Raw genomic sequence first — 20,510 nt, 5'->3', positions numbered from 1 at the left:
TTTCTCCTGTCAGGATTTGCTGGGATTTATAGGGGTAAGAGAAGGATTGGCGCGTTCTTCACGGGTAAATGCACCGGAAAGTGGCGTGCCATCAACGGTGTCGTAATGACGTATGGCATGTGGTTTCAACCAACGCTGAACGCGTGAAGGCATATCAAACCCAATCAGCAACATCACCACGAATGTCAGACCAAAGGAGAGCCCGCCCAGTGCACCGCCAAGCGATGCGTGTTGGGCAATCAGTGCACCAAGAACCGGCGCCAATGCGCCTCCCAGTGAACCGATGTTGTAGATAAAGCTGAGATTGGCGGCACGCTGCTCGGTATCAAAATAGCCGCTGATCATTTTCGCCAGCAGGCCACCCACACCCTGGCTAAACAGCTGCTGCAGGAAGATCAGCAGGCATAGCAGCCAGATGTTTGAGCCGTTGAGCATAAATACTGGGATGATCAGCACCTGGGCGACCAGCAGGCTGAGTACATAGGTTTTACGCGTGCCGATGCGATCGGCCGCAATCCCCGCCACGCAGCACCCGAGGCCCATACCGAAGCGGCTGAAGGAAAACACCAGTGCCACCACTTCCGGTGAGTAATGCAGGTCGGTTTTCAAATAGGTTGGTAAAAGAGCGTGAATCGGCCAGCCATACAAAAATACGCAGACGATGGTGACGGTGAGCATCAAGCTGGTTGGCCAGCGATCCCCCCCGCTTTGCACCAGAAAACGGATAAATATGCCGGCGGTGATCAACGCTAATGCTGCGATGACAAGTCCTGAGCTTTGATGATCGAAACAGAGGTAAAGTGCCGCCGCCGCGAGCAATCCCAGCAAGATATTGAGTATGTTGCTTTTACGGTTGGGGCCACGAAAAAGGGTATCTACCATGGTGATGGTGGGTGTGGTCGCCCTGGCTTTTGCCGCTGCCCACTCTTCAGCTTCCGGGATGGCGCGGCGTAGCCACAAAGCAAAAAACACCGGGATGATGCCGAGATAAAAGAGAGCACGCCAGCCCCACAGCGGCACGATCCAGCTGTAGGCTAACACCGACAAGATCGCGCCTGCCGAAAATCCCGAGTTAAGGAATGCACTGGCTTTATTGCGCATATCTTTTGGCCAGGTTTCGATGGCATAAGCCGAACTAGTGCCATATTCTCCCGCCATGCCAATACCGACTAAAATACGTGCAACAAACATCCATGTGTAATTCGGTGCAATACCGCAGGCAAAGGTGCCACCAGCAAATAATATAATACTGGTGATCATGGCACTTTTACGCCCGTATTTATCGCCCATGGCACCGAGCGCTAAACCGCCGAACCAACGCAGGATAAAGGCTGCCGAAATTAATGCAGCAGCCTCTGCGGTGCTGACCTGAAATTCCGCCATTATTTCGGTAAGCACTAATGTGATAATGACGAAGTCAAATCCGTCCAGCATATAGCCCATCCAGGCCGCCCAAAAGGCTTTCCATTGCTGGCGATTAAGCCGCTTATACCAGGGCAAAGCCATTGTCTCTTCAGCCATGACAAACTCCGGGTGTAATTAACAGAGTAGGGGAATCCAGACCGTAAATTACAGTCTGTGATTAGAGGTTATTGTTCTGTTTGAGCAAGAATACGGGAATTTATCGTGTTACGGAGTTTGTGTTACGGCTAACGAAGTGAGGATCACGAAATATTATCTGGCTGACTTTTAACTTGCTGATAATTAATTTTATTGGGTTTTGTTATGGTGGCATATATTAATAATATGGACTGGGGAGTTGCTTTTAAATTTCCGCCGATTTTTAACTCCGGCGGAAAAATCAATTAGGGTTTCAAATCACCGTGCCAATAAGATGCCGTCACGCCGCCATCCATCAGAAAATCACTGCCGCTGATATAGCCGCCTTCTGGTCCCATTATGAGGGCCGCCAGCGCTGCAACTTCGTCGGCGGTGCCGCCGCGACCGACGGGTGATTTTGCCAGCATATTGCGATAGCCCACGCCGCGTGGGCCATTCAGCTCATCATTCGCTAAGGGTGTAAAGATGATGCCGGGGCTGATGCTGTTCACGCGGGCACCACGCTGGCCCCACTTCGGCGCTTCTGCCATTACACGCAGTGCATTGCCGCGCTTGGCATATTGATAGGCCAACAGAGGATCGGTGAAAGCGGTGTTTTGCAAAAATGGCAGGTTGAGCAAATCCTCTGTTGGCGTGATGGCTAACGCTTCGTTTTGTTCAACCGTAAGCGCAGGCAGCCGATGCCCGGATTGCGAGGCAATCACGATTCCGCAACCGCCTGACGCCATGTGCGGACCGAACTCTTCCAGCACCACAGCCGTGCCGTAAAGGTCGACCTGTAAAATGGTGGCAGGGCTGGCTTGGGAGGGCGATACACCTGCCGAGTGAATCACACCTTTGATAGCACCCAGCGCAGTGGCCTGCTGCACCAGATGTTGAATCGATTGGCGCGAACTGACATCGACCTGGCTGGTTTCTACCGTAAAGCCTGCATCACGTAAGGTTTGTGCGGCAGCCGCGCAGTTTTCGGGGTTCAGATCCGCCAGCAGTACGGTTTTACCCTGACTCACTCGACGCGCAATCGCCTGACCAATCGCACCTGCACCGATAACCACCATAATCTCTTTCATTATGTCTCCCGCCATGAGGAATGACTGATGCGGCAAGCATAGCGGGGAAGGCCACTGATGACTGTAGGGGCAATTGGCATGAGCTTATGAATGCTGCTCATGGGTTCTAAGCTATAGGGGCGGTACCTATGACTAACTGCACTTTGCAGGCTGTTTGCAGTTTTATTCGCGATGTATCTCAGTTCATCATTATTTCAAACTCACTTAAGCGTTCTGGTATTGAAAACGGATATGTTTCAAATATAACTTCTGGTTTATACCGACGAATAGGAGGTCAATACCGTATGCCTAAACTTGAAGAACTCATTGCACAGCGATCTCATGAGTCACAGAAGAAAATTGAGGTTAAAGTTGCGGGAATAACTATTGGTGTTCAGTTGCGTCACTTACGTGAAGAACTGGGGCGTCCGCAAGTACAGCTAGCTGAGAAAATGGGCGTTTCACCGTCAGCCATAGCGGCAATGGAAGCCCGAGGCGATGAGATAAAACTCTCCAGCCTGAAAAAGTATGTTGAGGCATTAGGCGGGAAGCTGAGCTTGAACGTTAAACTACCAACGGGCGATGGGCTCACTTTTCTGCTTTAAGCAATGTGGCCATTTGAGCTGAGCGGCGAGAGGTAAGTGATTCAAATATTCTGCGAAATGTCCTCTATTTGGGACTTAACGCGCTGTTTGATGGATTAAGTCCTCAGGATGGGACATAACATTTTGTGTCAGTCTGGAGTGTTAGTGAGCAATGACTGAAACGACAAACGCAGAAAAGCAAAAACCCAGCCATAAGCTGGGTTTTCAGAATGTTGGTGCCCGGACGCGGAATCGAACCACGGACACGGGGATTTTCAATCCCCTGCTCTACCGACTGAGCTATCCGGGCAACGGGGCGCATTAAACCTTAATGGCTTTCACCCGTCAACGGCTTTCGTCAAAAAAGCGTAGCAATCGTGACTGATTGCTTGCTTTTCAGGCAGAGCGTGCAAAATGTCAACGAGCCCGCTGGTGGTAAAGCGGTATTCAGGATTGCATGACCTGCATGACCTGCATGACCTGCATGACCTGCATGACCTGCATGACCTGCATGACCTGCATGACCTGCATGACCTGCATGATGCACGAGCCTAAGGGGCGTCCGTGACAGTTTAGGCCAGTGCCCCGTTCTGCCGGCACAGCGCAATACCCAGTACATCCTCTGCCAGACGACGCGCGGTAGCGACATCCTGCACGTTGCGTTTCACCAGTAATTTGCTCAGGCACCCTTCAAGAATCAGCTCCATCTGATCGGCCACCATCGTCGGGTTATCCAGCGCCAAATCCACCAGAATCTCATGGGTGAACTGCCATGAGCTGCGTTTCTGCTGCTCGGCTAACTGATGCACGGGTTGGTCAGGCTGCGGATAGAAGCTGCAGGCGGCGATAAACAGGCAGCCGGGAAAGCGTCCTTTGTTCACGTGCTCGCTTAACACGTCGTAACGCGCCAGCAATTTTTGTTGGGCAGTGAGATGTTCATTGAGCTGTATCTGGCGGCGCCAGCTGTCAATCTGCTGGCCGTGATAACGCAGGGCGTCATACAACAGGGCGTCGCGGTCGGGCCAGTAACGCTCAAGATGTTCTGGGTCTAATCCGGTTTCCCCTGCTAACTGCTGCAGGGAAGTGGTGGCGGCCAAGCCGCTCTGCTCAAGCACATTCAGCGCATGCTCAAGAATCTGTTCACGTTGCAAGTGACTCTCCTCTGGAGTGCGGGCCCGCTCGCATACGAACGGGCAGTGTCCTGGAACCAGTGTCGTTTAACGAGATAGATTGTGCAAATGCGCGCGGAAGTCAGCCGCACTCAGGAATCCGGTAACGCGTGAGTCGGGAATCTCTTTGCCTTGCGCATCAAAGAATAGAATGGTCGGCAAGCCTAATACCTGTAAATGCTGCAACAGGGCGTTATCCTGGGCGTTATTCGCGGTGACGTTGGCTTGCAGTAACTGTACCTGACTTAAATCGGCACGCACGCCTTCATCGCTGAAGGTGTACTTCTCGAACTCTTTGCACGCAACACACCAATCCGCATAGAGATCGACCATGGTGATGCGGCCCTGTGCCTGCTGTAATGCGCTATCAAGCTGTTCGCTGCTGGCAATGGTTTTGAACGGCAGATGTGCCACTGACTGCACGCTGGCGCTGTTGCCAAAAGCCCAATCCTGTAGCGGACGAGCGGCCACCAGCGCAGCAGCGAGCATGATGATTTGTAGAATGCGCCATTTGCCATTAGCACGCAGGCTGAGGCTGAACGCCCAGGCAAAGAACGCAACGCCGAGCAGGCTCCACAGTCTTAATCCCCAGACATCTCCCACTACGCGCTCCAGCAAGAAGACCGGCAGCGCCAGAATCACAAAGCCGAAGCCCTCTTTGACGCTCTGCATCCATGGGCCACTTTTTGGCAGCAGCTTGTTGCCGAACATCGTCACGGCAATCAGCGGCAGGCCCATCCCGAAGGCATAGAGCCACAGCGTGCCCGCGCCTGCCCAGAGATTGCCGCTCTGTGCGATATACAGCAGGATGGCGCTCAGCGGTGCGGTAGTGCAGGGCGAGCAGATCAATCCCGCCAATGCGCCCATCATAAATACGCCCGGCAGCGAACCACCTTGCTGGCGATTACTCCACAGCGTCAGGCGCGTTTGCAGGCCGGATGGCAGTTGCAGCGAGAACAGGCCAAACATCGACAGCGCCAGCACGATGAACAGCGCTGACAGGCCAATCAACACGTAAGGATGTTGCAGCGCCGCCTGGAAACGTAAACCTGCGGCGGCCACCACCATGCCGAGCACGGTGTAGGTCAGCGCCATGCCTTGCACATATACCATCGCCAGCGCGAACAGGCGACCAGCAGAGTACCGGCGTTGACCACCGAGAATGATGCTGGAGATCAGCGGATACATCGGCAATACGCATGGCGTGAAGGCAACGCCGATGCCAATCAGCAGCGCCCACAACGGTGAAAACGGCAGTGGCGTGCGCTGCTGTGCAGGCTGCGCGTTAACGGCGGGAGCATCGTAATTCTCGGCAACCGGGTTGAGCGGCACCGAACGGGTCTCAGGCGGATAGCAGAATCCGGCGGCGGCACAGCCCTGATAGGTCACGGTAAGCGTGGCACCTGACTCAGCCTGATGCAGAGTGATCGGCACCTGTAAATCCTGCGGGTAGATCTCGCTCTTACCGTAGAACTCATCCTCGTGCGGCTGTCCTGGCGGCAGAGCCAGTGGCGCCATCTGCGCTTTCTGCGGCGTCACATGGATTTGCTGGCGATACAGGTAGTAGCCATCTTTCACCTTCCAGCTCAGCGTCAGTTGGTTGCCCTGCTGACTGAAATCAAAGCCAAAGGCCTGATCTACCGGCACAAAGCGGCTGTTATTGTTTGGTGAGAAGATATTGGCCTGTGCTGAAAAGCAAAACAGCAGTGCGAGGCAAAAGCCCATCAGGCGAGAAAGTCGTGCAGCCATGAGGATGTAATCAGCTCCGGTGGCGAATGAGCCGCGATGATAGCACGGCCGTCTCGCCACGAGGTTTACAGGATGTAACGGCGCTACAGAATCAGGCTGCCAAACAGGAAGCCAAACGCCACCGAGAAGGCAATCGCCAACACGCCGGGAATGATAAAGGAGTGATTAAACACAAACTTGCCGATTCGGGTCGAACCGGTGTCATCCATTTCGACTGCCGCTAATAAGGTGGGGTAGGTTGGCAACACAAACAGGGCCGAAACGGCGGCAAAGGAAGCGACTGCGGCCAGCGGAGAAACACCGAGCATCAGTGCGGCCGGCATCAGTGCCTTGGTGGTCGCCGCCTGCGAATAGAGCAGGGTGGCGGCGAAGAATAGCACTAGTGCCAGCATCCACGGGTAACTCTGCAGCATTTCACCCGCAGCGGTTTGAATCTCACTCAAATGCGCTTTGACAAAGGTGTCACCGAGCCACGCCACACCCATCACGCAGATACAGGCGCTCATGCCGGATTTGAAAGTACTGGCACTGAGGATTTCACCGGTATCGACTTTGCAAGTCAAACAAATCAGTGTGGCGACGGTGAGCATAAACACCACAATGGCTTCGTTGCGCGGCAATACCGGATTGCTGATGAGCCCGACGCTGTCGCTGATCGCCGTGGCATAGAGCACTACCGCCGCAATGCCGATCAGGAATAGCCCGACCGCGCGTTTTGCGCCAGGCTTGATGTCATAAACGCGTTCACCGCGCAGCGTCACTTCGCCTTTGGCTAAGCGCGCCTGATAAACCTCATCATCCTTTAGCTCTTTACCGAGAAAACTGGTGATCACCGCGGCACAGAAGATGGCGGCCATGGTGGAGGGGATCGATACTGCCAGCAGCGCCAGATAGCTGACACCGCGCGGTTCCAGAATCGATGCGAAGAACACCACCGCAGCAGAAAGCGGTGAAGCGGTAATGGCAATTTGCGAGGCGACGACGGCGATGGACAATGGGCGCGAGGGGCGGACGCCTTGCTCTTTGGCGACTTCAGCAATCACCGGCAGCGTGGAGAAAGCGGTATGGCCGGTGCCTGCCAGCAGTGTCATCACATAGGTGACGAGTGGCGCGAGAAAAGTGACATAACGTGGATGACGGCGCAGCAGGCGTTCGGCCAGACCCACCATGTAATCGAGTCCGCCTGCAATCTGCATAGCGGCAATCGCGGCAATCACCGCCATGATAATTTCGATCACATCGAAAGGAATGGCACCGGGTTTCATGCCACAGAACAGTGTCAGCACCAGTACGCCCAATCCGCCCGCAAAACCAATTCCGATGCCGCCTAAGCGCGCACCGAGCCAGATTGCCAGCAGGACAATCAGTAATTCCACTAACACCATTCGTTCCGCTCCTGAGCCGGGGGGAAATCTCGACTCTTAAAGTTGTAGCCGCCAATAAGAAAAAAGCACGCCGTATTGTATACAGGCGTGCTTTTGGCAACTTGATCCGGAACGGATTACTGTTCGTTTTCGTCGGTGTAGCGTTTAGCTTTGTAAGTCGGATGCATCAGGTTCTGGATGGAGAAGATGTCATCCAGTTCCGCTTCGGTCAGCAGACCGCGCTCCAGCACCACTTCACGTACGCTCTTACCGGTTTCCGCACAAATCTTGCCGACGATATCGCCATTGTGGTGGCCGATATACGGGTTGAGGTAGGTGACAATACCGATGGAGTTAAACACGTAAGCTTCACATACCGCTTTGTTGGCGGTGATGCCATTCACGCATTTCTCCAGCAGGTTGAAGCAAGCGTTGGTCAGGATGCTGATCGACTCAAACAGCGCCTGGCCAATCACCGGTTCCATCACGTTCAGCTGCAGCTGACCCGCTTCTGATGCCATGGTCACGGTGATGTCATTACCGATAACTTTAAAGCACACCTGATTCACCACTTCTGGCACCACCGGGTTCACTTTGGCTGGCATGATCGATGAACCGGCCTGCAGTTCTGGCAGGTTGATTTCGTTCAGGCCAGAACGAGGGCCGGAAGAGAGCAGGCGGAGGTCGTTACAGATCTTCGACAGCTTGACCGCCAGACGTTTCAGCGCAGAGTGCACCATCACGTAGGCGCCGCAGTCGGAGGTTGCTTCGATCAGGTCTTCCGCCGGGACGACTGGCAGATTACTGACTTCCGCCAGACGCTGAACGGCGAGTTGCTGATAACCATCCGGGGTGTTGAGGCGAGTCCCGATTGCCGTGGCGCCGAGGTTCACTTCCAGCAGCAGTTCAGCAGTACGCAGAATGCTACGGGTCTCTTCGTTCAGCAGCACGTTAAACGCGTGGAACTCCTGGCCCAGCGTCATCGGTACTGCATCCTGCAACTGGGTGCGCCCCATCTTGAGGATGTTTTCGAACTCGACCGCTTTACGCTGGAAGCCTTCGCTCAGTTGGCTAATGCCGTCCAGCAGTTTCAGGATAGAAGCGTAAACCGCGATACGGAAACCGGTTGGATAAGCATCGTTGGTGGACTGACACTTATTCACGTGATCGTTGGGGTTGAGATACTGGTACTCACCTTTCTGGTGGCCCATCAGCTCCAGACCGATGTTTGCCAGTACTTCGTTGGTGTTCATGTTGACCGAGGTACCCGCGCCGCCCTGATAGACGTCAACCGGGAACTGATCCATGCATTTACCGTTATTCAGCACTTCATCACAGGCTTGAATAATGGTGTTTGCGATGTTGCGAGGGATTGTTTGCAGCTCTTTGTTGGCGAGCGCGGCTGCTTTTTTCACCATCACCATACCGCGGACAAACTCCGGTATGTCACTGATTTTATTGTTACTAATGTAGAAGTTCTCAATCGCACGCAGAGTATGAACACCGTAGTAAGCGTCTGCCGGAACTTCGCGCATGCCTAACAGGTCTTCTTCGATACGAATGTTGTTCGCCATGATTACCTTCTTATTATTTCTGCGGTGTCACTGCCGGGCGACCGGGATGGTCGGGCGGCAATCACTGTGCAGGTGAAGCAATTATATTGTCGTGGAATACCAGCGCCGACATATTATCCATCTTCAGGCTGGCGGGCACGATCATATTCTGTTGTTACAGAATTGTTTGTGCACAGATCACTTTACGGGCATTTACTGGCCCAGCGGTAATAACGATATGTGATGTAGTTCGCAATTTTAAGTCAGTCGGAAAAATTTGGCAGGATCGGTTGAAATCGCGGGTTGAGATGCCCATCTCTATCAATACGGTCTGACAGACCATCCCTTTCTGCTGCCTGGCAAGAAGCGAGGCAGCCCTACTCACAGGAGATATCGGTGCGCTGGATACCGTTCGTGATTTTTTTTGTTCTGGCCTGGATTGAGATCTCAATTTTCATTCAGGTCGCGCATGCCCTCGGCGTGCTGCTGACCATGCTGCTGGTGATCTTCACCTCCTGCATCGGGGTGTCGCTGGTGAAAAACCAGGGGATGAAGAATTTCCGCCTGATGCAGGAGAAGCTGGCGCGCAATGAAAGCCCTGCGGCGGAGATGACCAAAAGCGTTTCGCTGATCATTTCTGGATTCTTGTTGCTGCTGCCAGGCTTCTTTACTGACTTTCTCGGTTTGTTACTGCTGCTGCCACCAGTGCAGAAGCATCTGACGCTGAAATTAATGCCTCACTTGCGCGTGTGGCGCGGGCCGGGTGCAGGTCCTGACAGCGGCTTCACCATGGATGGCGAATACGAGCGTAAAGACCAGGATCAAATCGGGCACGACAAAGATCGTTAAGTTAAGAAGGGCGGCGAGAGTCGCCCTTTTTGCTGCCTTTTTCGCCATCTGTTACACAAACGAAAGTTTTTTATTTTTTTGCCCTTGAAAGCCCATTAATTGACCCTATCTCTCTCTCCACGAGGCCGGAAGCCATGCAGTCCGGTTCAACCCAAAAAACTGAATGATTGGACTTCTCAAAGGAGAGCTACCAAATGAAAATTCGTCCGTTGCACGATCGCGTTATCGTTAAGCGTAAAGAAGTTGAAGCTAAATCTGCTGGCGGTATCGTTCTGACCGCCTCTGCAGCTGGCAAATCAACTCGCGGTGAAGTTCTGGCTGTTGGCAATGGCCGCATCCTGGAAAACGGCGATGTTAAGCCGCTGGACGTGAAAGTTGGCGATCTGGTTATCTTTAGCGAAGGCTACGGTGCCAAAACTGAAAAGATCGATAACGAAGAAGTGCTGATCATCTCTGAAAGCGACATCCTGGCGGTTGTCGAAGCGTAATTACGCGTAATTCACTGAACGAAACGAATTTAAGGGATATTTGAAATGGCAGCTAAAGACGTAAAATTCGGTAATGACGCACGCGTAAAAATGCTGCGTGGCGTTAACATCCTGGCAGATGCAGTAAAAGTTACCCTGGGCCCGAAAGGCCGTAACGTGGTTCTGGATAAATCTTTTGGTGCACCGACCATCACTAAAGATGGTGTTTCTGTAGCACGTGAAATCGAACTGGAAGACAAGTTCGAGAACATGGGTGCTCAGATGGTGAAAGAAGTGGCCTCTAAAGCGAACGACGCTGCAGGCGACGGCACCACTACTGCAACCGTACTGGCACAGGCTATCGTGAACGAAGGCCTGAAAGCTGTGGCTGCGGGCATGAACCCAATGGACCTGAAGCGCGGTATCGACAAAGCAGTGATCGCTGCTGTTGAAGAGCTGAAAGCGCTGTCTGTTCCTTGCCAGGATACCAAAGCGATTGCTCAGGTGGGTACCATCTCTGCTAACTCCGACGAAACTGTTGGCGCTCTGATCGCTGACGCGATGGAGAAAGTAGGCAAAGAAGGCGTTATCACCGTTGAAGAAGGCACCGGCCTGCAAGACGAGCTGGACGTGGTTGAAGGTATGCAGTTCGACCGTGGCTACCTGTCTCCGTACTTCATCAACAAGCCAGAGACTGGCGCTATCGAACTGGATGCGCCTTTCATCCTGTTAGCCGATAAGAAAATCTCTAACATCCGTGAACTGCTGCCAGTACTGGAAGCGGTTGCGAAAGCCGGTAAACCACTGCTGATCATCGCTGAAGATGTTGAAGGCGAAGCGCTGGCAACTCTGGTGGTTAACACCATGCGCGGTATCGTGAAAGTCGCTGCTGTTAAAGCACCTGGCTTCGGCGACCGTCGTAAAGCGATGCTGCAGGATATCGCTATCCTGACCGGCGGTACCGTTATCTCTGAAGAGATCGGTCTGGACCTGGAGAAAGCCACCCTGGAAGATCTGGGTCAGGCTAAGCGCGTTGTGATCAACAAAGATACCTCTACCATCATCGATGGCGTGGGCGATCAGGGCGCAATTCAGGGCCGCGTAACGCAGATCCGTCAGCAGATCGAAGAAGCGACCTCTGATTACGACAAAGAAAAACTGCAGGAGCGCGTAGCGAAACTGGCAGGCGGCGTAGCCGTTCTGAAAGTGGGCGCAGCGACTGAAGTTGAAATGAAAGAGAAGAAAGCCCGCGTTGAAGATGCCCTGCACGCAACCCGTGCTGCGGTAGAAGAAGGCGTAGTTGCTGGTGGTGGTGTTGCACTGGTACGCGTTGCAGCGAAAATTGCTGCTTCAGGCCTGAAAGGTCAGAACGAAGACCAGAACGTCGGTATCAAAGTTGCGCTGCGCGCAATGGAAGCACCACTGCGTCAGATCGTATCTAACGCCGGTGAAGAGCCTTCTGTTGTCACCAATAACGTGAAAGCAGGCGACGGTAACTACGGTTACAACGCACAGACTGAAGAATACGGCAACATGATCGACTTCGGTATCCTGGACCCAACCAAAGTAACCCGTTCTGCTCTGCAGTACGCGTCTTCTGTTGCGGGCCTGATGATCACCACCGAAGCGATGGTGACCGACCTGCCAAAAGGCGATGCACCTGATTTAGGTGGCGCTGGCGGCATGGGTGGCATGGGCGGAATGGGCGGCATGATGTAATTTGCCCCTGACTGCTTAAGTCATTTGAAAAACCCTCGATCGGAAACGGTCGGGGGTTTTTCTTTTGGCGGCGAACAAGGTATAAGTAAGAGCGCAATACTTCGGCTTTGCGGGTTTAGGGCAATGAATGTTCAGAAAAAAAGTGCGCTTTTCTGCTACGCTGCCGCCCGATACTGATGATAATAAATGGGGATTACAATGCGGATTAACCTCTTGCTCGGACTGGCGGTAGGGACTTTACTGCTGGCGGGCTGCAGCAGCTCCAATCAACTGAGTTCCGGTGGACAGCGTGTGACTTTCGTTGACCAACAGCCTGGAAGCCAATGTCAGCTGCTGGGCAATGTCACCGGCTCACAGAGCAACTGGTTGAGCGGATCAGGCGGTGAAGGCAGTTCGCTGCGTGGCGCAGCCAACGACCTGCGTAACCGTGCGGCAGACATGGGCGGCAACGTGATTTACGGTGCAACCAGCCCAACGCAGAACCTGCTCTCTGCATTCGCACCACTCGACAGCAAAATGTCGGGTCAGGTGTATAAGTGCCCGTAATGGCATGAACGAGTTGTAAAAGAAGCCGCTGATGCGGCTTTTTTTATTCCTGGCGGAGCTGCAAATCCAACGGCGTTTTGCTTGGCTCTCCGCCAATCTCGCGCGCCAGTTTTGGCACCATATAACCGGAAACCATCGCCAGCAATTGGCGTACCAGCGCACGTGCTTCGTCATCCGAGACAAAGAAATGCGCCGCGCCTTGCACTTTATCCAGTACGTGCAGGTAATACGGCAGAATACCGGCATCGAACAACGCGTTGCTCAGGTTGGCCAGCGCTTGTGCATTATCATTGATGCCGCGCAGCAGCACGCTCTGATTGAGTAAGGTGACGCCCGCACGTTTCAGCATCTGCATGCCGTAGCGCAGCTCATCGTCAATTTCTTGCGCGTGGTTGATGTGGCTCACCATCAGCACTTGCAGCCGCGTCTCAGCCAGAATCTGACACAATCCTTCCGTGATACGAGCCGGTATCACCACGGGTAAACGGCTATGAATACGCAGACGCCTGAGATGGGGGATTTTCTCCAGTGCGCCCACCAGCCACGCCAGCTCATGGTCTTTCGCCATCAGCGGATCGCCACCCGAGAAGATAATCTCATCCAGCTCCGGATGCTCAGCGATGTAATCGATCGCGGCCTGCCAGTTACGCTTATTGCCCTGATTATCCTGATAGGGGAAATGACGACGGAAGCAGTAGCGGCAGTTGACGGCACAGCCGCCTTTCACCAGCAGCAACGCACGGTTTCTGTACTTATGCAGTAAACCGGGCACCACGCTGCTTTGTTCATCCAGCGGGTCGGTACTGTAACCTGGCGCATCGACAAACTCCTGACGGCTGGTCACCACCTGCAGCAAAAGTGGGTCGTTTGCATCGCCTGGCGTCATGCGCTGAATAAAGGCACGGGGCACACGCAGCGCAAAAAGCTTGCGCGCATCGTTGCCTGCGGCCAGATCCGCATGCTGTTCGAGAGATAAAAGTTGCAGTAATTCAGTAGGATCGGTGACAACATCAGCAAGTTGCTGCAACCAATCTTCTCTGATGGGGGGATTTAGGGTTACAATGTTTGCCATTTTTTTGGCTATTACCAGTTCAATATTTACAGAGGGCCTTTATGGCGACTTATCTTAGCAACGATTTCCGTCCCGGTCTTAAAATCATGTTCGAAGGCGAACCATACGCCATCGAAGCCAGTGAGTTCGTCAAACCGGGTAAAGGCCAGGCATTTGCACGCGTGAAAATGCGTCGTCTGCTGACCGGTTCTCGCGTTGAGAAGACCTTCAAATCTACCGACTCTGCCGAAGGCGCAGACGTTCGTGATATGACGCTGCAGTACTCTTACAACGACGGAGATTTCTTCTACTTCATGCACCCAGAGTCTTTCGAGCAGTATCAGATCGAATCTAAAGTGCTGGACGACGTGACCAAATGGCTGCAGGACAATGCGGATTGTATCGTTACCCTGTGGAACGATAAAGCTATCGCTGTTCAGCCACCGAACTTCATCGAAGCCGAAGTCATCGAAACTGACCCAGGTCTGAAGGGTGACACTGCCGGTACCGGCGGCAAGCCAGCAACCCTGTCTACTGGCGCAGTGATCAAAGTTCCACTGTTCGTGCAGATTGGCGAAGTGGTTAAAGTTGACACCCGCTCTGGCGAATACGTTTCTCGCGTAAAATAATTGCCAAATCAGGCGCATCAATCGATGCGCTTTTTTTTGAGTTCAGAATAATGAAAAAGATAGCGAAACTGGCTGTTTTTGCGTTGCTCGTCTCTTCTGCTTTAAGTGCCTGCAACACCTTTCACGGCTTTGGTGAAGACGTCTCCCATTTGGGCGGTGCTATTTCACGTGCAGCCGACAAATAAATTGCGACGACATCGCCTTTTCTCAGCGGCTTAGCCAGCAGGGCTGTATAGAAGGTCTATGCTTGAAAGGCTGTACTTTTACTGCAACCAACAAGGATATGGCTATGTTAAAGAAAAGTATTGTCGCGATTCTTTCTGTTCTGGTGCTTTCCTCTGTGTTGACCGCCTGCAATACCACCCGTGGTGTTGGCGAGGACGTTCAGGCCGGTGGCAAAGCGATTCAGCGCAGCGCACAGTAATCAAAACCGGTGCGAAACCTGGTTTCGTACCGGATTTTCTCTTATCCCACTTCTTTGTCTGAAAAGACAGCGCGAGCGTCCTCGATCCCGACGCGCCGTTGTCTGGCGTAGCCAATACGGGTAGACTTCTCCCCCTTATCTGTATACGGAGTCACCAACATGAGCGAAACGGCAAGCTGGCAGCCGAGCGCACCCATTGCCAATTTGTTGAAACGCGCCGCCATTTTGGCGGAGATTCGTCGTTTCTTTGCCGATCGCGGCGTGCTGGAGGTGGATACCCCGGCGATGAGCCAGGCGACCATCACTGACATCCATCTGGTGCCGTTCCAGACGCGTTTTGTCGGCCCCGGAGCCGCGGAAGGACGCGATCTGTGGCTGATGACCAGCCCGGAATATCACATGAAGCGCCTGCTGGCGGCGGGCAGTGGCCCGATCTATCAGATGGGACGTTGCTTCCGTAATGAAGAAGCGGGCCGTCACCATAATCCAGAGTTCACCATGCTGGAGTGGTACCGCCCTCACTACGATATGTATCGCCTGATGAACGAAGTCGACGATCTGATGCAGCAGGTGCTGGAGTGCGATAGCGCCGAATCCCTGTCGTATCAGCAGGCGTTTATTCGTCATCTGGAACTCGATCCTTTGTCGGCGGATAAAACGCAGTTGCGTGAAGCAGCGGCTAAATTGGGTGAAAGCGAACTGGCGAACCGTGAAGAAGACCGCGATACGCTACTGCAGCTGCTGTTTATGCTGGGCGTTGAGCCGAAGATTGGTAACGATAAGCCGTGCTTCGTGTATCACTTCCCGGCCAGTCAGGCGGCATTGGCGGAGATCAGCACTGAGGATCATCGCGTCGCGGAACGGTTTGAGGTGTATTACAAAGGTGTGGAGCTGGCTAACGGCTTCCGTGAGTTAACCGATAGCCGCGAGCAGCGTCAGCGCTTTGAGCAGGATAACCGCCGCCGTGCCGCCCGTGGTCTCCCGCAGCATCCGATTGATACCAACCTGCTGGATGCGCTGGCACATGGCATGCCTGCTTGCTCAGGTGTGGCGTTGGGTGTGGATCGTTTAATTATGCTGGCGTTGAAAGCCAATGCCTTGAGCGATGTGATTGCCTTCCCGGTGGATCGCAGCTGATCATTCTTGCTCGGGCAGGGTGTTTCAGACAACAACGGCGCATGTATTGCGCCGTTGTTCATTTAAGGGTTACTGCTGCGTCGTGGGAGCGGTTGGTGCTTCGGGGAATTCCTGAATGGTGACGGGCAGCATCATCTTCTGCTCATTACGCAGAACCTGCACCTGAATTACCGATCCTGGGCGAATCTCCGCCACCTGATCCATGGTTTCCTGCGCGGACAGCGCCGGTTTGCCGTTCACCTGCAATAGCACATCATTGGCCTGAATCCCGGCATGATCGGCTGGCCCACCTGGCGTGACCTCACTAACGATAATGCCCTGTGCCCGATCCAGACTGCTGCCCTGGCCGTGCAAAGGTGGCAATTCACGTCCGGTGATGCCGATATAGCCGCGAATCACCCGACCATCGCGAATCAGCTTATCCATGATCTTGGTTGCTAACGCGGTCGGAATCGCAAAGCCAATCCCTTCCGGCGTTTCGCCATCATTGCTTTTATCAAACGTCAGCGTATTGATGCCCATCAGTTCGCCTAGCGAGTTAATCAACGCGCCGCCTGAGTTGCCCTGATTGATGGAAGCATCGGTCTGCAGGAAGTTTTGACGCCCAGATGAGCTTAAGCCCACGCGCCCGGTGGCACTGATAATGCCTTGAGTGACGGTCTGGCCGAGGTTATAAGGGTTGCCAATCGCCATCACCACATCGCCGATATGGGCGATACGTTTGGCGTTGATGGGAATCACTGGCAGGTTGGTGGCGCTGATTTTCAGCACCGCCAAATCGGTCATGGCATCTGAACCGACTAAGGTGGCTTCGAAGAAGCGGCCATCCTGCAACGCAACGATGATCTGATCGGCGTTATTAATCACATGCTTGTTGGTTAGGATGTAGCCTTTCACGTTCATGATCACGCCTGAACCCAGCGTGGTGATACCGCGATTGTTGTTGCCATGGGCACTGCGGTTATAGACGTTGACCACCGCAGGCACAGCGCGGCGCACCCCCTGATTGAAGCTCACGGGGGATTCATCATCACTGTTGTCATGATCAAAGGTGACGTTGCTGCTCATACGCAGCGCAGGAATCGCAACAAGCAGTAAGCCCGCCACGATCAAGCCCATCACCACAGAACGCAAAAGTTTAGGAAACATGGTGTTATTTCAGGAAAGGTGGGATCGCTGGGCAGAATAACATGAGAAAGGCGGACAAACACCTGCTTGTCCGCCTGTTGCGAGGATTATCGCATAAGTAAGTAAATGCTCTCGTCGCCGCGCACCACGTTCAATGCCAGGATCGCGGGTTTACTTTCCAGCGCTTTACGCATTTCCGCCAGTGAGGTGACACGATCGCGGTTAACACCGACAATCACATCATCTTTCTGCAAGCCAGCCTGCTCAGCCGGCGTGCCTTTTTCGATGGCATCCACTTTTACGCCTTTATCGCCGCTCTTGGCTGCGCCATCGCTCAGAGTTGCACCTTGTAAAGCAGGTGACATCAGCTGGGCGCTGGCGGTACTTTGCGCGCTCTGCTCCAGCGTCACAGTCACCGTCACAGGCTTACCTTCACGCAGCAGACCAATTTTCACCTGCTGGCCCGGCGGGGTAGTACCCACTTTCACGCGTAGCTCAGCAAAGCTGGTGATGTCTTTATCGTTGATGGAGGTGATGATATCGCCTGCTTTGATGCCTGCTTTTTGTGCGGCGGAGTTCGGCAGCACTTCTGAGACAAAGGCGCCGCGCTGCGCATCAACGTTAAAGGCTTTGGCGATGTCAGGCGTCATTTCGGTGCCTTTGATACCCAACTGACCACGTTTCACTTCACCAGACTGAATCAGCTGCTGCGCCAGATTCATCGCCATGTTGCTTGGAATCGCGAAGCCGATACCGATGTTGCCGCCGCTGGAGGCCAGAATCGCGGTGTTGATACCAATCAACTCGCCATTTAGATTGACCAGCGCACCGCCGGAGTTACCCCGGTTAATTGCTGCATCGGTCTGGATGAAGTTTTCCAGCCCTTCAAGGTTCAATCCGCTACGCCCCAATGCCGAAATGATACCGGAGGTCGCGGTTTGGCCGAGGCCGAAGGGGTTACCGATAGCCACGGCAAAGTCGCCCACTTTCAGTGAGTCTGAGTCGGCGATTTTCACCTGCGTCAGATTTTTAGCGCCTTCGACCTGAATCAGCGCGATGTCGGTTTGCTCATCATGGCCAATCAGTTTGGCATCATATTCATTGCCATCGCTGAGCTGGACGCTGATTTTATCGGCACCGTTCACCACGTGATTGTTGGTGAGGATGTAGCCCTTCGCCGCATCAATGATCACGCCTGAACCAAGACCTTCAAACGGCTGTGGCTGGGATTGTCCCGGCGCCTGACCAAAGAAGCGCTTCAGCGGTTCAGGAATGTCCTGTGCCTGCTGACCACTGTCGGTGCCTTCAACATGCACGCTGACGACCGCGGGCAGAACTTTTTCCAGCATCGGTGCCAGGCTCGGCAGTGCCTGGCCCTGCACCTGAGCGGGCAGCGTCGCCATCGCGCCAGGCGTTGCCGCCAGACTCATCCCAATACTCAAGGCTAATGCGCTTAACAGTCGTGCTTGTTTTTTCATTGCTACAACGCTCTCGCTGCGAAAGAAGAAAGGGGGATAGAAAGTGTGACAGTAGTTTGGCGTAAGTGTTCGGAAAACAAAAAGGGCACAGCTAAGCTGTGCCCCAAAAGGATTATTTACGCGGTGTACGGTCGCTACCGCGCAGCAAACCGGATGCGCCATCAGAGTAATCACGCGGCATTTGCACCGGTGCCTGATCGTTATCCGCTTCGGCTTCCGTCAGCTGGTAGGCAAACGGATTTTTTTCGCCTGGCAGATTTGGCAGCAGGTCATTCGAACCTTTTGCCATATGCTGATACAGCTGGCGATAGTCATGTGCCATGTTGTCCAGCAATTCTGCGCTACGCGCAAAGTGGTTGGTGAGCTCTTCGCGATAATCTGCCAGCTCAGCCTTCGATTTTTCCAGCTCGTACTGCATGCTACGCTGCTCACGCAGCTTCTTGTTGCCAAAACGCATAACGACTGCGCCGACAATAATGCCAATCACTAAACCAATCAGCCCGTATTCCCAGGTCATAATGACTCCCGTGTAATTTCCGTTGCTTCGTAGGGCATTGCTTCTGTTTCCACTTCAATAGCAGCCACTATAACCAATAATCTTATGGAAGTGGAACTATCGGGCTGCATCGCTTAGTGTAGTGCGGCCTAATTTTCGCCAACCGACCCGTGAATCGGACTTTTTCAGGGATTCTGAGAGAACCATGCAAACCTCATCTCCGCTTGCCCGCTATGAGCAGGCGCTATCACAGGGCGAGTTTCGTCCGGATGATGTACAACGCGAGGCTATTACCCGCCTGGATGCGATCCAGCAAGGATTGATTGCCCGTAAGCCCGCGCCTGAACCTGCCGCTAAAGGGCTATTTGGCCGCTTATCGAAGCTGATGACCAAAGAGAAAAACAGCAGCGAAGCGCCGGTGCGGGGTCTCTATATGTGGGGCGGTGTCGGTCGCGGTAAAACCTGGGTAATGGATTTATTTTTTCAGTCTATTCCTGGCGATCGTAAACTCCGCCTGCATTTTCATCGCTTTATGCTGCGCGTCCATGAAGAACTCACGCAGTTGCAGGGGCACAGCGATCCGCTGCTGATTGTGGCAGACCGCTTTAAAGCTGAGACCGATATTCTCTGCTTCGACGAATTTTTTGTGTCAGACATTACCGATGCCATGCTGTTGGGTACGCTGATGGAAGCACTGTTCGATCGCGGCATTGCGCTGGTGGCGACCTCAAACATTCCGCCTGACGATCTGTATCGCAACGGCCTGCAGCGCCCGCGTTTCCTGCCCGCTATTGAGCAGATTAAGCGTCATTGTGATGTGATGAACGTGGATGCGGGCATTGATTATCGCCTGCGTACGTTGACCTCCGCGCATCTGTGGAATTTCCCGCTTAACGACGCCACGCATGCTGAGATGGAGCGTATGTTCCGTGCACTTTCCGGCAAACCGCGTGAAGAGGCGCCGGTGCTGGAGATTAACCATCGTCAAATGCCGACGCTGGGCGTCAACGAAGGCGTATTAGCCATTGATTTCCTGTCGCTGTGTGGCACAGGGCGCAGCCAGCACGACTATATTGAATTATCACGCCGCTTCCATAGCGTGTTGCTGTACGATGTGCCGGTGATGATTTATAAGACCGAAGATCAGGCACGCCGTTTCCTGGCGTTAGTGGATGAGTTCTACGAACGCCACGTTAAACTTGTGGTCGCGGCCGAAACCTCACTGTTTGAAATTTATCAGGGCACGCGCCTGAAGTTTGAGTATCAACGCTGCTTGTCGCGTTTGCAGGAGATGCAGAGCGAAGAGTATTTGCGTCTGCCGCATCTGCCCTGATGACGTGGGCAAAAAACGCAGGATTTCGATGCAAAAAGGTTCGATCTTTGAGTTCGACTTCTCTATAATCTTGCGACCCCACGTTACAGCATCGGTTTTCTTTCCCAAGAACTCGATGTGATCCGGTAACTCACTTGAAGGGGTGGCTTGCTGGGCAAAATGGTCGTGTGAGCCTCAATCGTTTACTTAGCGTTTGGGATTTCACCAACGTGTAACTTTTTATTT

At 53.6% G+C, this 20,510-nt stretch carries 21 protein-coding genes and 1 tRNA gene; 11 read left to right on the top strand and 11 right to left on the bottom strand.

From position 1 onward, the window contains the following. Window positions 1-9: 9 nt before the first annotated feature. Window positions 10-1,521 (bottom strand): sialate:H+ symport family MFS transporter, encoded by a 1,512-nt coding sequence (locus tag LBW88_RS11360; protein WP_224932280.1) that lies wholly within the window; start codon window positions 1,519-1,521, stop codon window positions 10-12. 284 nt (window positions 1,522-1,805) lie between these two features. Continuing rightward, window positions 1,806-2,630 carry an SDR family oxidoreductase gene (locus LBW88_RS11355; RefSeq protein ID WP_224932281.1) on the bottom strand — a complete coding sequence of 275 codons (825 nt, stop codon included), beginning with the start codon at window positions 2,628-2,630 and terminating at the stop codon, window positions 1,806-1,808. Window positions 2,631-2,914: 284 nt separating this feature from the next. On the opposite strand from LBW88_RS11355, the gene LBW88_RS11350 reads away from it, so the two are divergent. Beyond that, window positions 2,915-3,214 carry a helix-turn-helix domain-containing protein gene (locus tag LBW88_RS11350; protein ID WP_224932548.1) on the top strand — a complete coding sequence of 100 codons (300 nt, stop codon included), beginning with the start codon at window positions 2,915-2,917 and terminating at the stop codon, window positions 3,212-3,214. Window positions 3,215-3,427: 213 nt separating this feature from the next. Here LBW88_RS11350 and LBW88_RS11345 read toward each other — a convergent pair. Next, window positions 3,428-3,503: transfer RNA gene (locus tag LBW88_RS11345), tRNA-Phe, on the bottom strand. A gap of 104 nt (window positions 3,504-3,607) precedes the next feature. On the opposite strand from LBW88_RS11345, the gene LBW88_RS11340 reads away from it, so the two are divergent. After that, complete coding sequence (locus tag LBW88_RS11340) at window positions 3,608-3,748, top strand: hypothetical protein (RefSeq protein ID WP_224932282.1); 141 nt, start codon at window positions 3,608-3,610, stop codon at window positions 3,746-3,748. Window positions 3,749-3,765: 17 nt separating this feature from the next. On the opposite strand, the gene dicD is transcribed toward LBW88_RS11340, so the two are convergent. From dicD to aspA, 4 genes are all read right to left on the bottom strand, one after another. Continuing rightward, window positions 3,766-4,344: a division control transcriptional repressor DicD gene (gene dicD, locus LBW88_RS11335; protein WP_224932283.1), complete on the bottom strand. Its 579-nt coding sequence runs from the start codon at window positions 4,342-4,344 to the stop codon at window positions 3,766-3,768. A 66-nt stretch (window positions 4,345-4,410) separates the two neighbouring features. Further along, window positions 4,411-6,111, bottom strand: coding sequence for a protein-disulfide reductase DsbD (locus LBW88_RS11330; RefSeq protein WP_224932284.1), 1,701 nt, complete (start codon window positions 6,109-6,111; stop codon window positions 4,411-4,413). Between the two features lie 83 nt (window positions 6,112-6,194). Continuing rightward, window positions 6,195-7,496, bottom strand: a complete 1,302-nt coding sequence (locus LBW88_RS11325) for an anaerobic C4-dicarboxylate transporter (RefSeq protein ID WP_224932285.1) — start codon at window positions 7,494-7,496, stop codon at window positions 6,195-6,197. A gap of 116 nt (window positions 7,497-7,612) precedes the next feature. Then, window positions 7,613-9,049, bottom strand: coding sequence for an aspartate ammonia-lyase (gene aspA / locus LBW88_RS11320; RefSeq protein WP_224932286.1), 1,437 nt, complete (start codon window positions 9,047-9,049; stop codon window positions 7,613-7,615). Window positions 9,050-9,424: 375 nt separating this feature from the next. On the opposite strand from aspA, the gene LBW88_RS11315 reads away from it, so the two are divergent. The 4 genes from LBW88_RS11315 (at window position 9,425) to LBW88_RS11300 (ending at window position 12,609) form a co-directional block, all read left to right on the top strand. Further along, window positions 9,425-9,877, top strand: coding sequence for an FxsA family protein (locus LBW88_RS11315; RefSeq protein WP_224932287.1), 453 nt, complete (start codon window positions 9,425-9,427; stop codon window positions 9,875-9,877). A 194-nt stretch (window positions 9,878-10,071) separates the two neighbouring features. Then, complete coding sequence (locus tag LBW88_RS11310) at window positions 10,072-10,365, top strand: co-chaperone GroES (protein WP_224932288.1); 294 nt, start codon at window positions 10,072-10,074, stop codon at window positions 10,363-10,365. Between the two features lie 45 nt (window positions 10,366-10,410). Next, entirely contained in the window at window positions 10,411-12,063 is a 1,653-nt protein-coding gene (gene groL, locus LBW88_RS11305; RefSeq protein ID WP_224932289.1) for a chaperonin GroEL, read from the top strand. 198 nt (window positions 12,064-12,261) lie between these two features. Beyond that, complete coding sequence (locus LBW88_RS11300; protein ID WP_224932290.1) at window positions 12,262-12,609, top strand: DUF4156 domain-containing protein; 348 nt, start codon at window positions 12,262-12,264, stop codon at window positions 12,607-12,609. Between the two features lie 43 nt (window positions 12,610-12,652). On the opposite strand, the gene epmB is transcribed toward LBW88_RS11300, so the two are convergent. Continuing rightward, the gene (epmB, locus tag LBW88_RS11295; protein WP_224932291.1) at window positions 12,653-13,681 is read right to left on the bottom strand and encodes an EF-P beta-lysylation protein EpmB; all 1,029 of its coding nucleotides are present in this window, start codon (window positions 13,679-13,681) and stop codon (window positions 12,653-12,655) included. A 41-nt stretch (window positions 13,682-13,722) separates the two neighbouring features. Between epmB and efp the strand changes: the two genes are divergently transcribed. The 4 genes from efp to epmA all read left to right on the top strand — a co-directional run bounded on the left by efp (window position 13,723) and on the right by epmA (window position 15,850). Further along, window positions 13,723-14,289 carry an elongation factor P gene (gene efp / locus LBW88_RS11290; protein WP_008104410.1) on the top strand — a complete coding sequence of 189 codons (567 nt, stop codon included), beginning with the start codon at window positions 13,723-13,725 and terminating at the stop codon, window positions 14,287-14,289. A gap of 50 nt (window positions 14,290-14,339) precedes the next feature. Then, window positions 14,340-14,474 carry an entericidin A/B family lipoprotein gene (locus LBW88_RS11285; RefSeq protein ID WP_084934331.1) on the top strand — a complete coding sequence of 45 codons (135 nt, stop codon included), beginning with the start codon at window positions 14,340-14,342 and terminating at the stop codon, window positions 14,472-14,474. Between the two features lie 104 nt (window positions 14,475-14,578). Further along, window positions 14,579-14,713, top strand: coding sequence for an entericidin A/B family lipoprotein (locus LBW88_RS11280; RefSeq protein ID WP_038649531.1), 135 nt, complete (start codon window positions 14,579-14,581; stop codon window positions 14,711-14,713). 159 nt (window positions 14,714-14,872) lie between these two features. Beyond that, window positions 14,873-15,850 (top strand): elongation factor P--(R)-beta-lysine ligase, encoded by a 978-nt coding sequence (gene epmA / locus LBW88_RS11275; RefSeq protein WP_224932292.1) that lies wholly within the window; start codon window positions 14,873-14,875, stop codon window positions 15,848-15,850. Window positions 15,851-15,919: 69 nt separating this feature from the next. Here epmA and degS read toward each other — a convergent pair whose 3' ends face one another. The 3 genes from degS to zapG form a co-directional block, all read right to left on the bottom strand. Beyond that, complete coding sequence (gene degS, locus LBW88_RS11270; RefSeq protein WP_224932293.1) at window positions 15,920-16,999, bottom strand: outer membrane-stress sensor serine endopeptidase DegS; 1,080 nt, start codon at window positions 16,997-16,999, stop codon at window positions 15,920-15,922. A gap of 86 nt (window positions 17,000-17,085) precedes the next feature. Beyond that, entirely contained in the window at window positions 17,086-18,456 is a 1,371-nt protein-coding gene (gene degQ, locus LBW88_RS11265) for a serine endoprotease DegQ (protein ID WP_224932294.1), read from the bottom strand. Window positions 18,457-18,568: 112 nt separating this feature from the next. After that, a complete protein-coding gene (gene zapG, locus LBW88_RS11260; RefSeq protein ID WP_034826655.1) occupies window positions 18,569-18,973 on the bottom strand; it encodes a Z-ring associated protein ZapG in 405 nt (134 codons plus the stop codon). A gap of 184 nt (window positions 18,974-19,157) precedes the next feature. On the opposite strand from zapG, the gene zapE reads away from it, so the two are divergent. Further along, window positions 19,158-20,285, top strand: a complete 1,128-nt coding sequence (gene zapE, locus LBW88_RS11255; protein WP_224932295.1) for a cell division protein ZapE — start codon at window positions 19,158-19,160, stop codon at window positions 20,283-20,285. Window positions 20,286-20,510: the final 225 nt, after the last annotated feature.

This window comes from Pantoea sp. alder81 (assembly GCF_020179835.1).
Lineage (GTDB): Bacteria > Pseudomonadota > Gammaproteobacteria > Enterobacterales > Enterobacteriaceae > Pantoea.
The sequence above is the reverse complement of the archived record's forward strand: the minus strand, read 5'-3'. Positions and strand labels throughout refer to the sequence as shown.

Coding starts and splice junctions, on each gene's coding strand:
- LBW88_RS11360 (WP_224932280.1), bottom strand. CDS start 1,521: ATGGCTGAAGAGACAATGGCTTTGCCCTGGTATAAGCGGCTTAATCGC.
- LBW88_RS11355 (WP_224932281.1), bottom strand. CDS start 2,630: ATGAAAGAGATTATGGTGGTTATCGGTGCAGGTGCGATTGGTCAGGCG.
- LBW88_RS11350 (WP_224932548.1), top strand. CDS start 2,915: ATGCCTAAACTTGAAGAACTCATTGCACAGCGATCTCATGAGTCACAG.
- LBW88_RS11340 (WP_224932282.1), top strand. CDS start 3,608: ATGTCAACGAGCCCGCTGGTGGTAAAGCGGTATTCAGGATTGCATGAC.
- LBW88_RS11330 (WP_224932284.1), bottom strand. CDS start 6,111: ATGGCTGCACGACTTTCTCGCCTGATGGGCTTTTGCCTCGCACTGCTG.
- LBW88_RS11325 (WP_224932285.1), bottom strand. CDS start 7,496: ATGGTGTTAGTGGAATTACTGATTGTCCTGCTGGCAATCTGGCTCGGT.
- aspA (WP_224932286.1), bottom strand. CDS start 9,049: ATGGCGAACAACATTCGTATCGAAGAAGACCTGTTAGGCATGCGCGAA.
- LBW88_RS11310 (WP_224932288.1), top strand. CDS start 10,072: ATGAAAATTCGTCCGTTGCACGATCGCGTTATCGTTAAGCGTAAAGAA.
- groL (WP_224932289.1), top strand. CDS start 10,411: ATGGCAGCTAAAGACGTAAAATTCGGTAATGACGCACGCGTAAAAATG.
- LBW88_RS11300 (WP_224932290.1), top strand. CDS start 12,262: ATGCGGATTAACCTCTTGCTCGGACTGGCGGTAGGGACTTTACTGCTG.
- epmB (WP_224932291.1), bottom strand. CDS start 13,681: ATGGCAAACATTGTAACCCTAAATCCCCCCATCAGAGAAGATTGGTTG.
- efp (WP_008104410.1), top strand. CDS start 13,723: ATGGCGACTTATCTTAGCAACGATTTCCGTCCCGGTCTTAAAATCATG.
- LBW88_RS11285 (WP_084934331.1), top strand. CDS start 14,340: ATGAAAAAGATAGCGAAACTGGCTGTTTTTGCGTTGCTCGTCTCTTCT.
- LBW88_RS11280 (WP_038649531.1), top strand. CDS start 14,579: ATGTTAAAGAAAAGTATTGTCGCGATTCTTTCTGTTCTGGTGCTTTCC.
- epmA (WP_224932292.1), top strand. CDS start 14,873: ATGAGCGAAACGGCAAGCTGGCAGCCGAGCGCACCCATTGCCAATTTG.
- degS (WP_224932293.1), bottom strand. CDS start 16,999: ATGTTTCCTAAACTTTTGCGTTCTGTGGTGATGGGCTTGATCGTGGCG.
- degQ (WP_224932294.1), bottom strand. CDS start 18,456: ATGAAAAAACAAGCACGACTGTTAAGCGCATTAGCCTTGAGTATTGGG.
- zapG (WP_034826655.1), bottom strand. CDS start 18,973: ATGACCTGGGAATACGGGCTGATTGGTTTAGTGATTGGCATTATTGTC.
- zapE (WP_224932295.1), top strand. CDS start 19,158: ATGCAAACCTCATCTCCGCTTGCCCGCTATGAGCAGGCGCTATCACAG.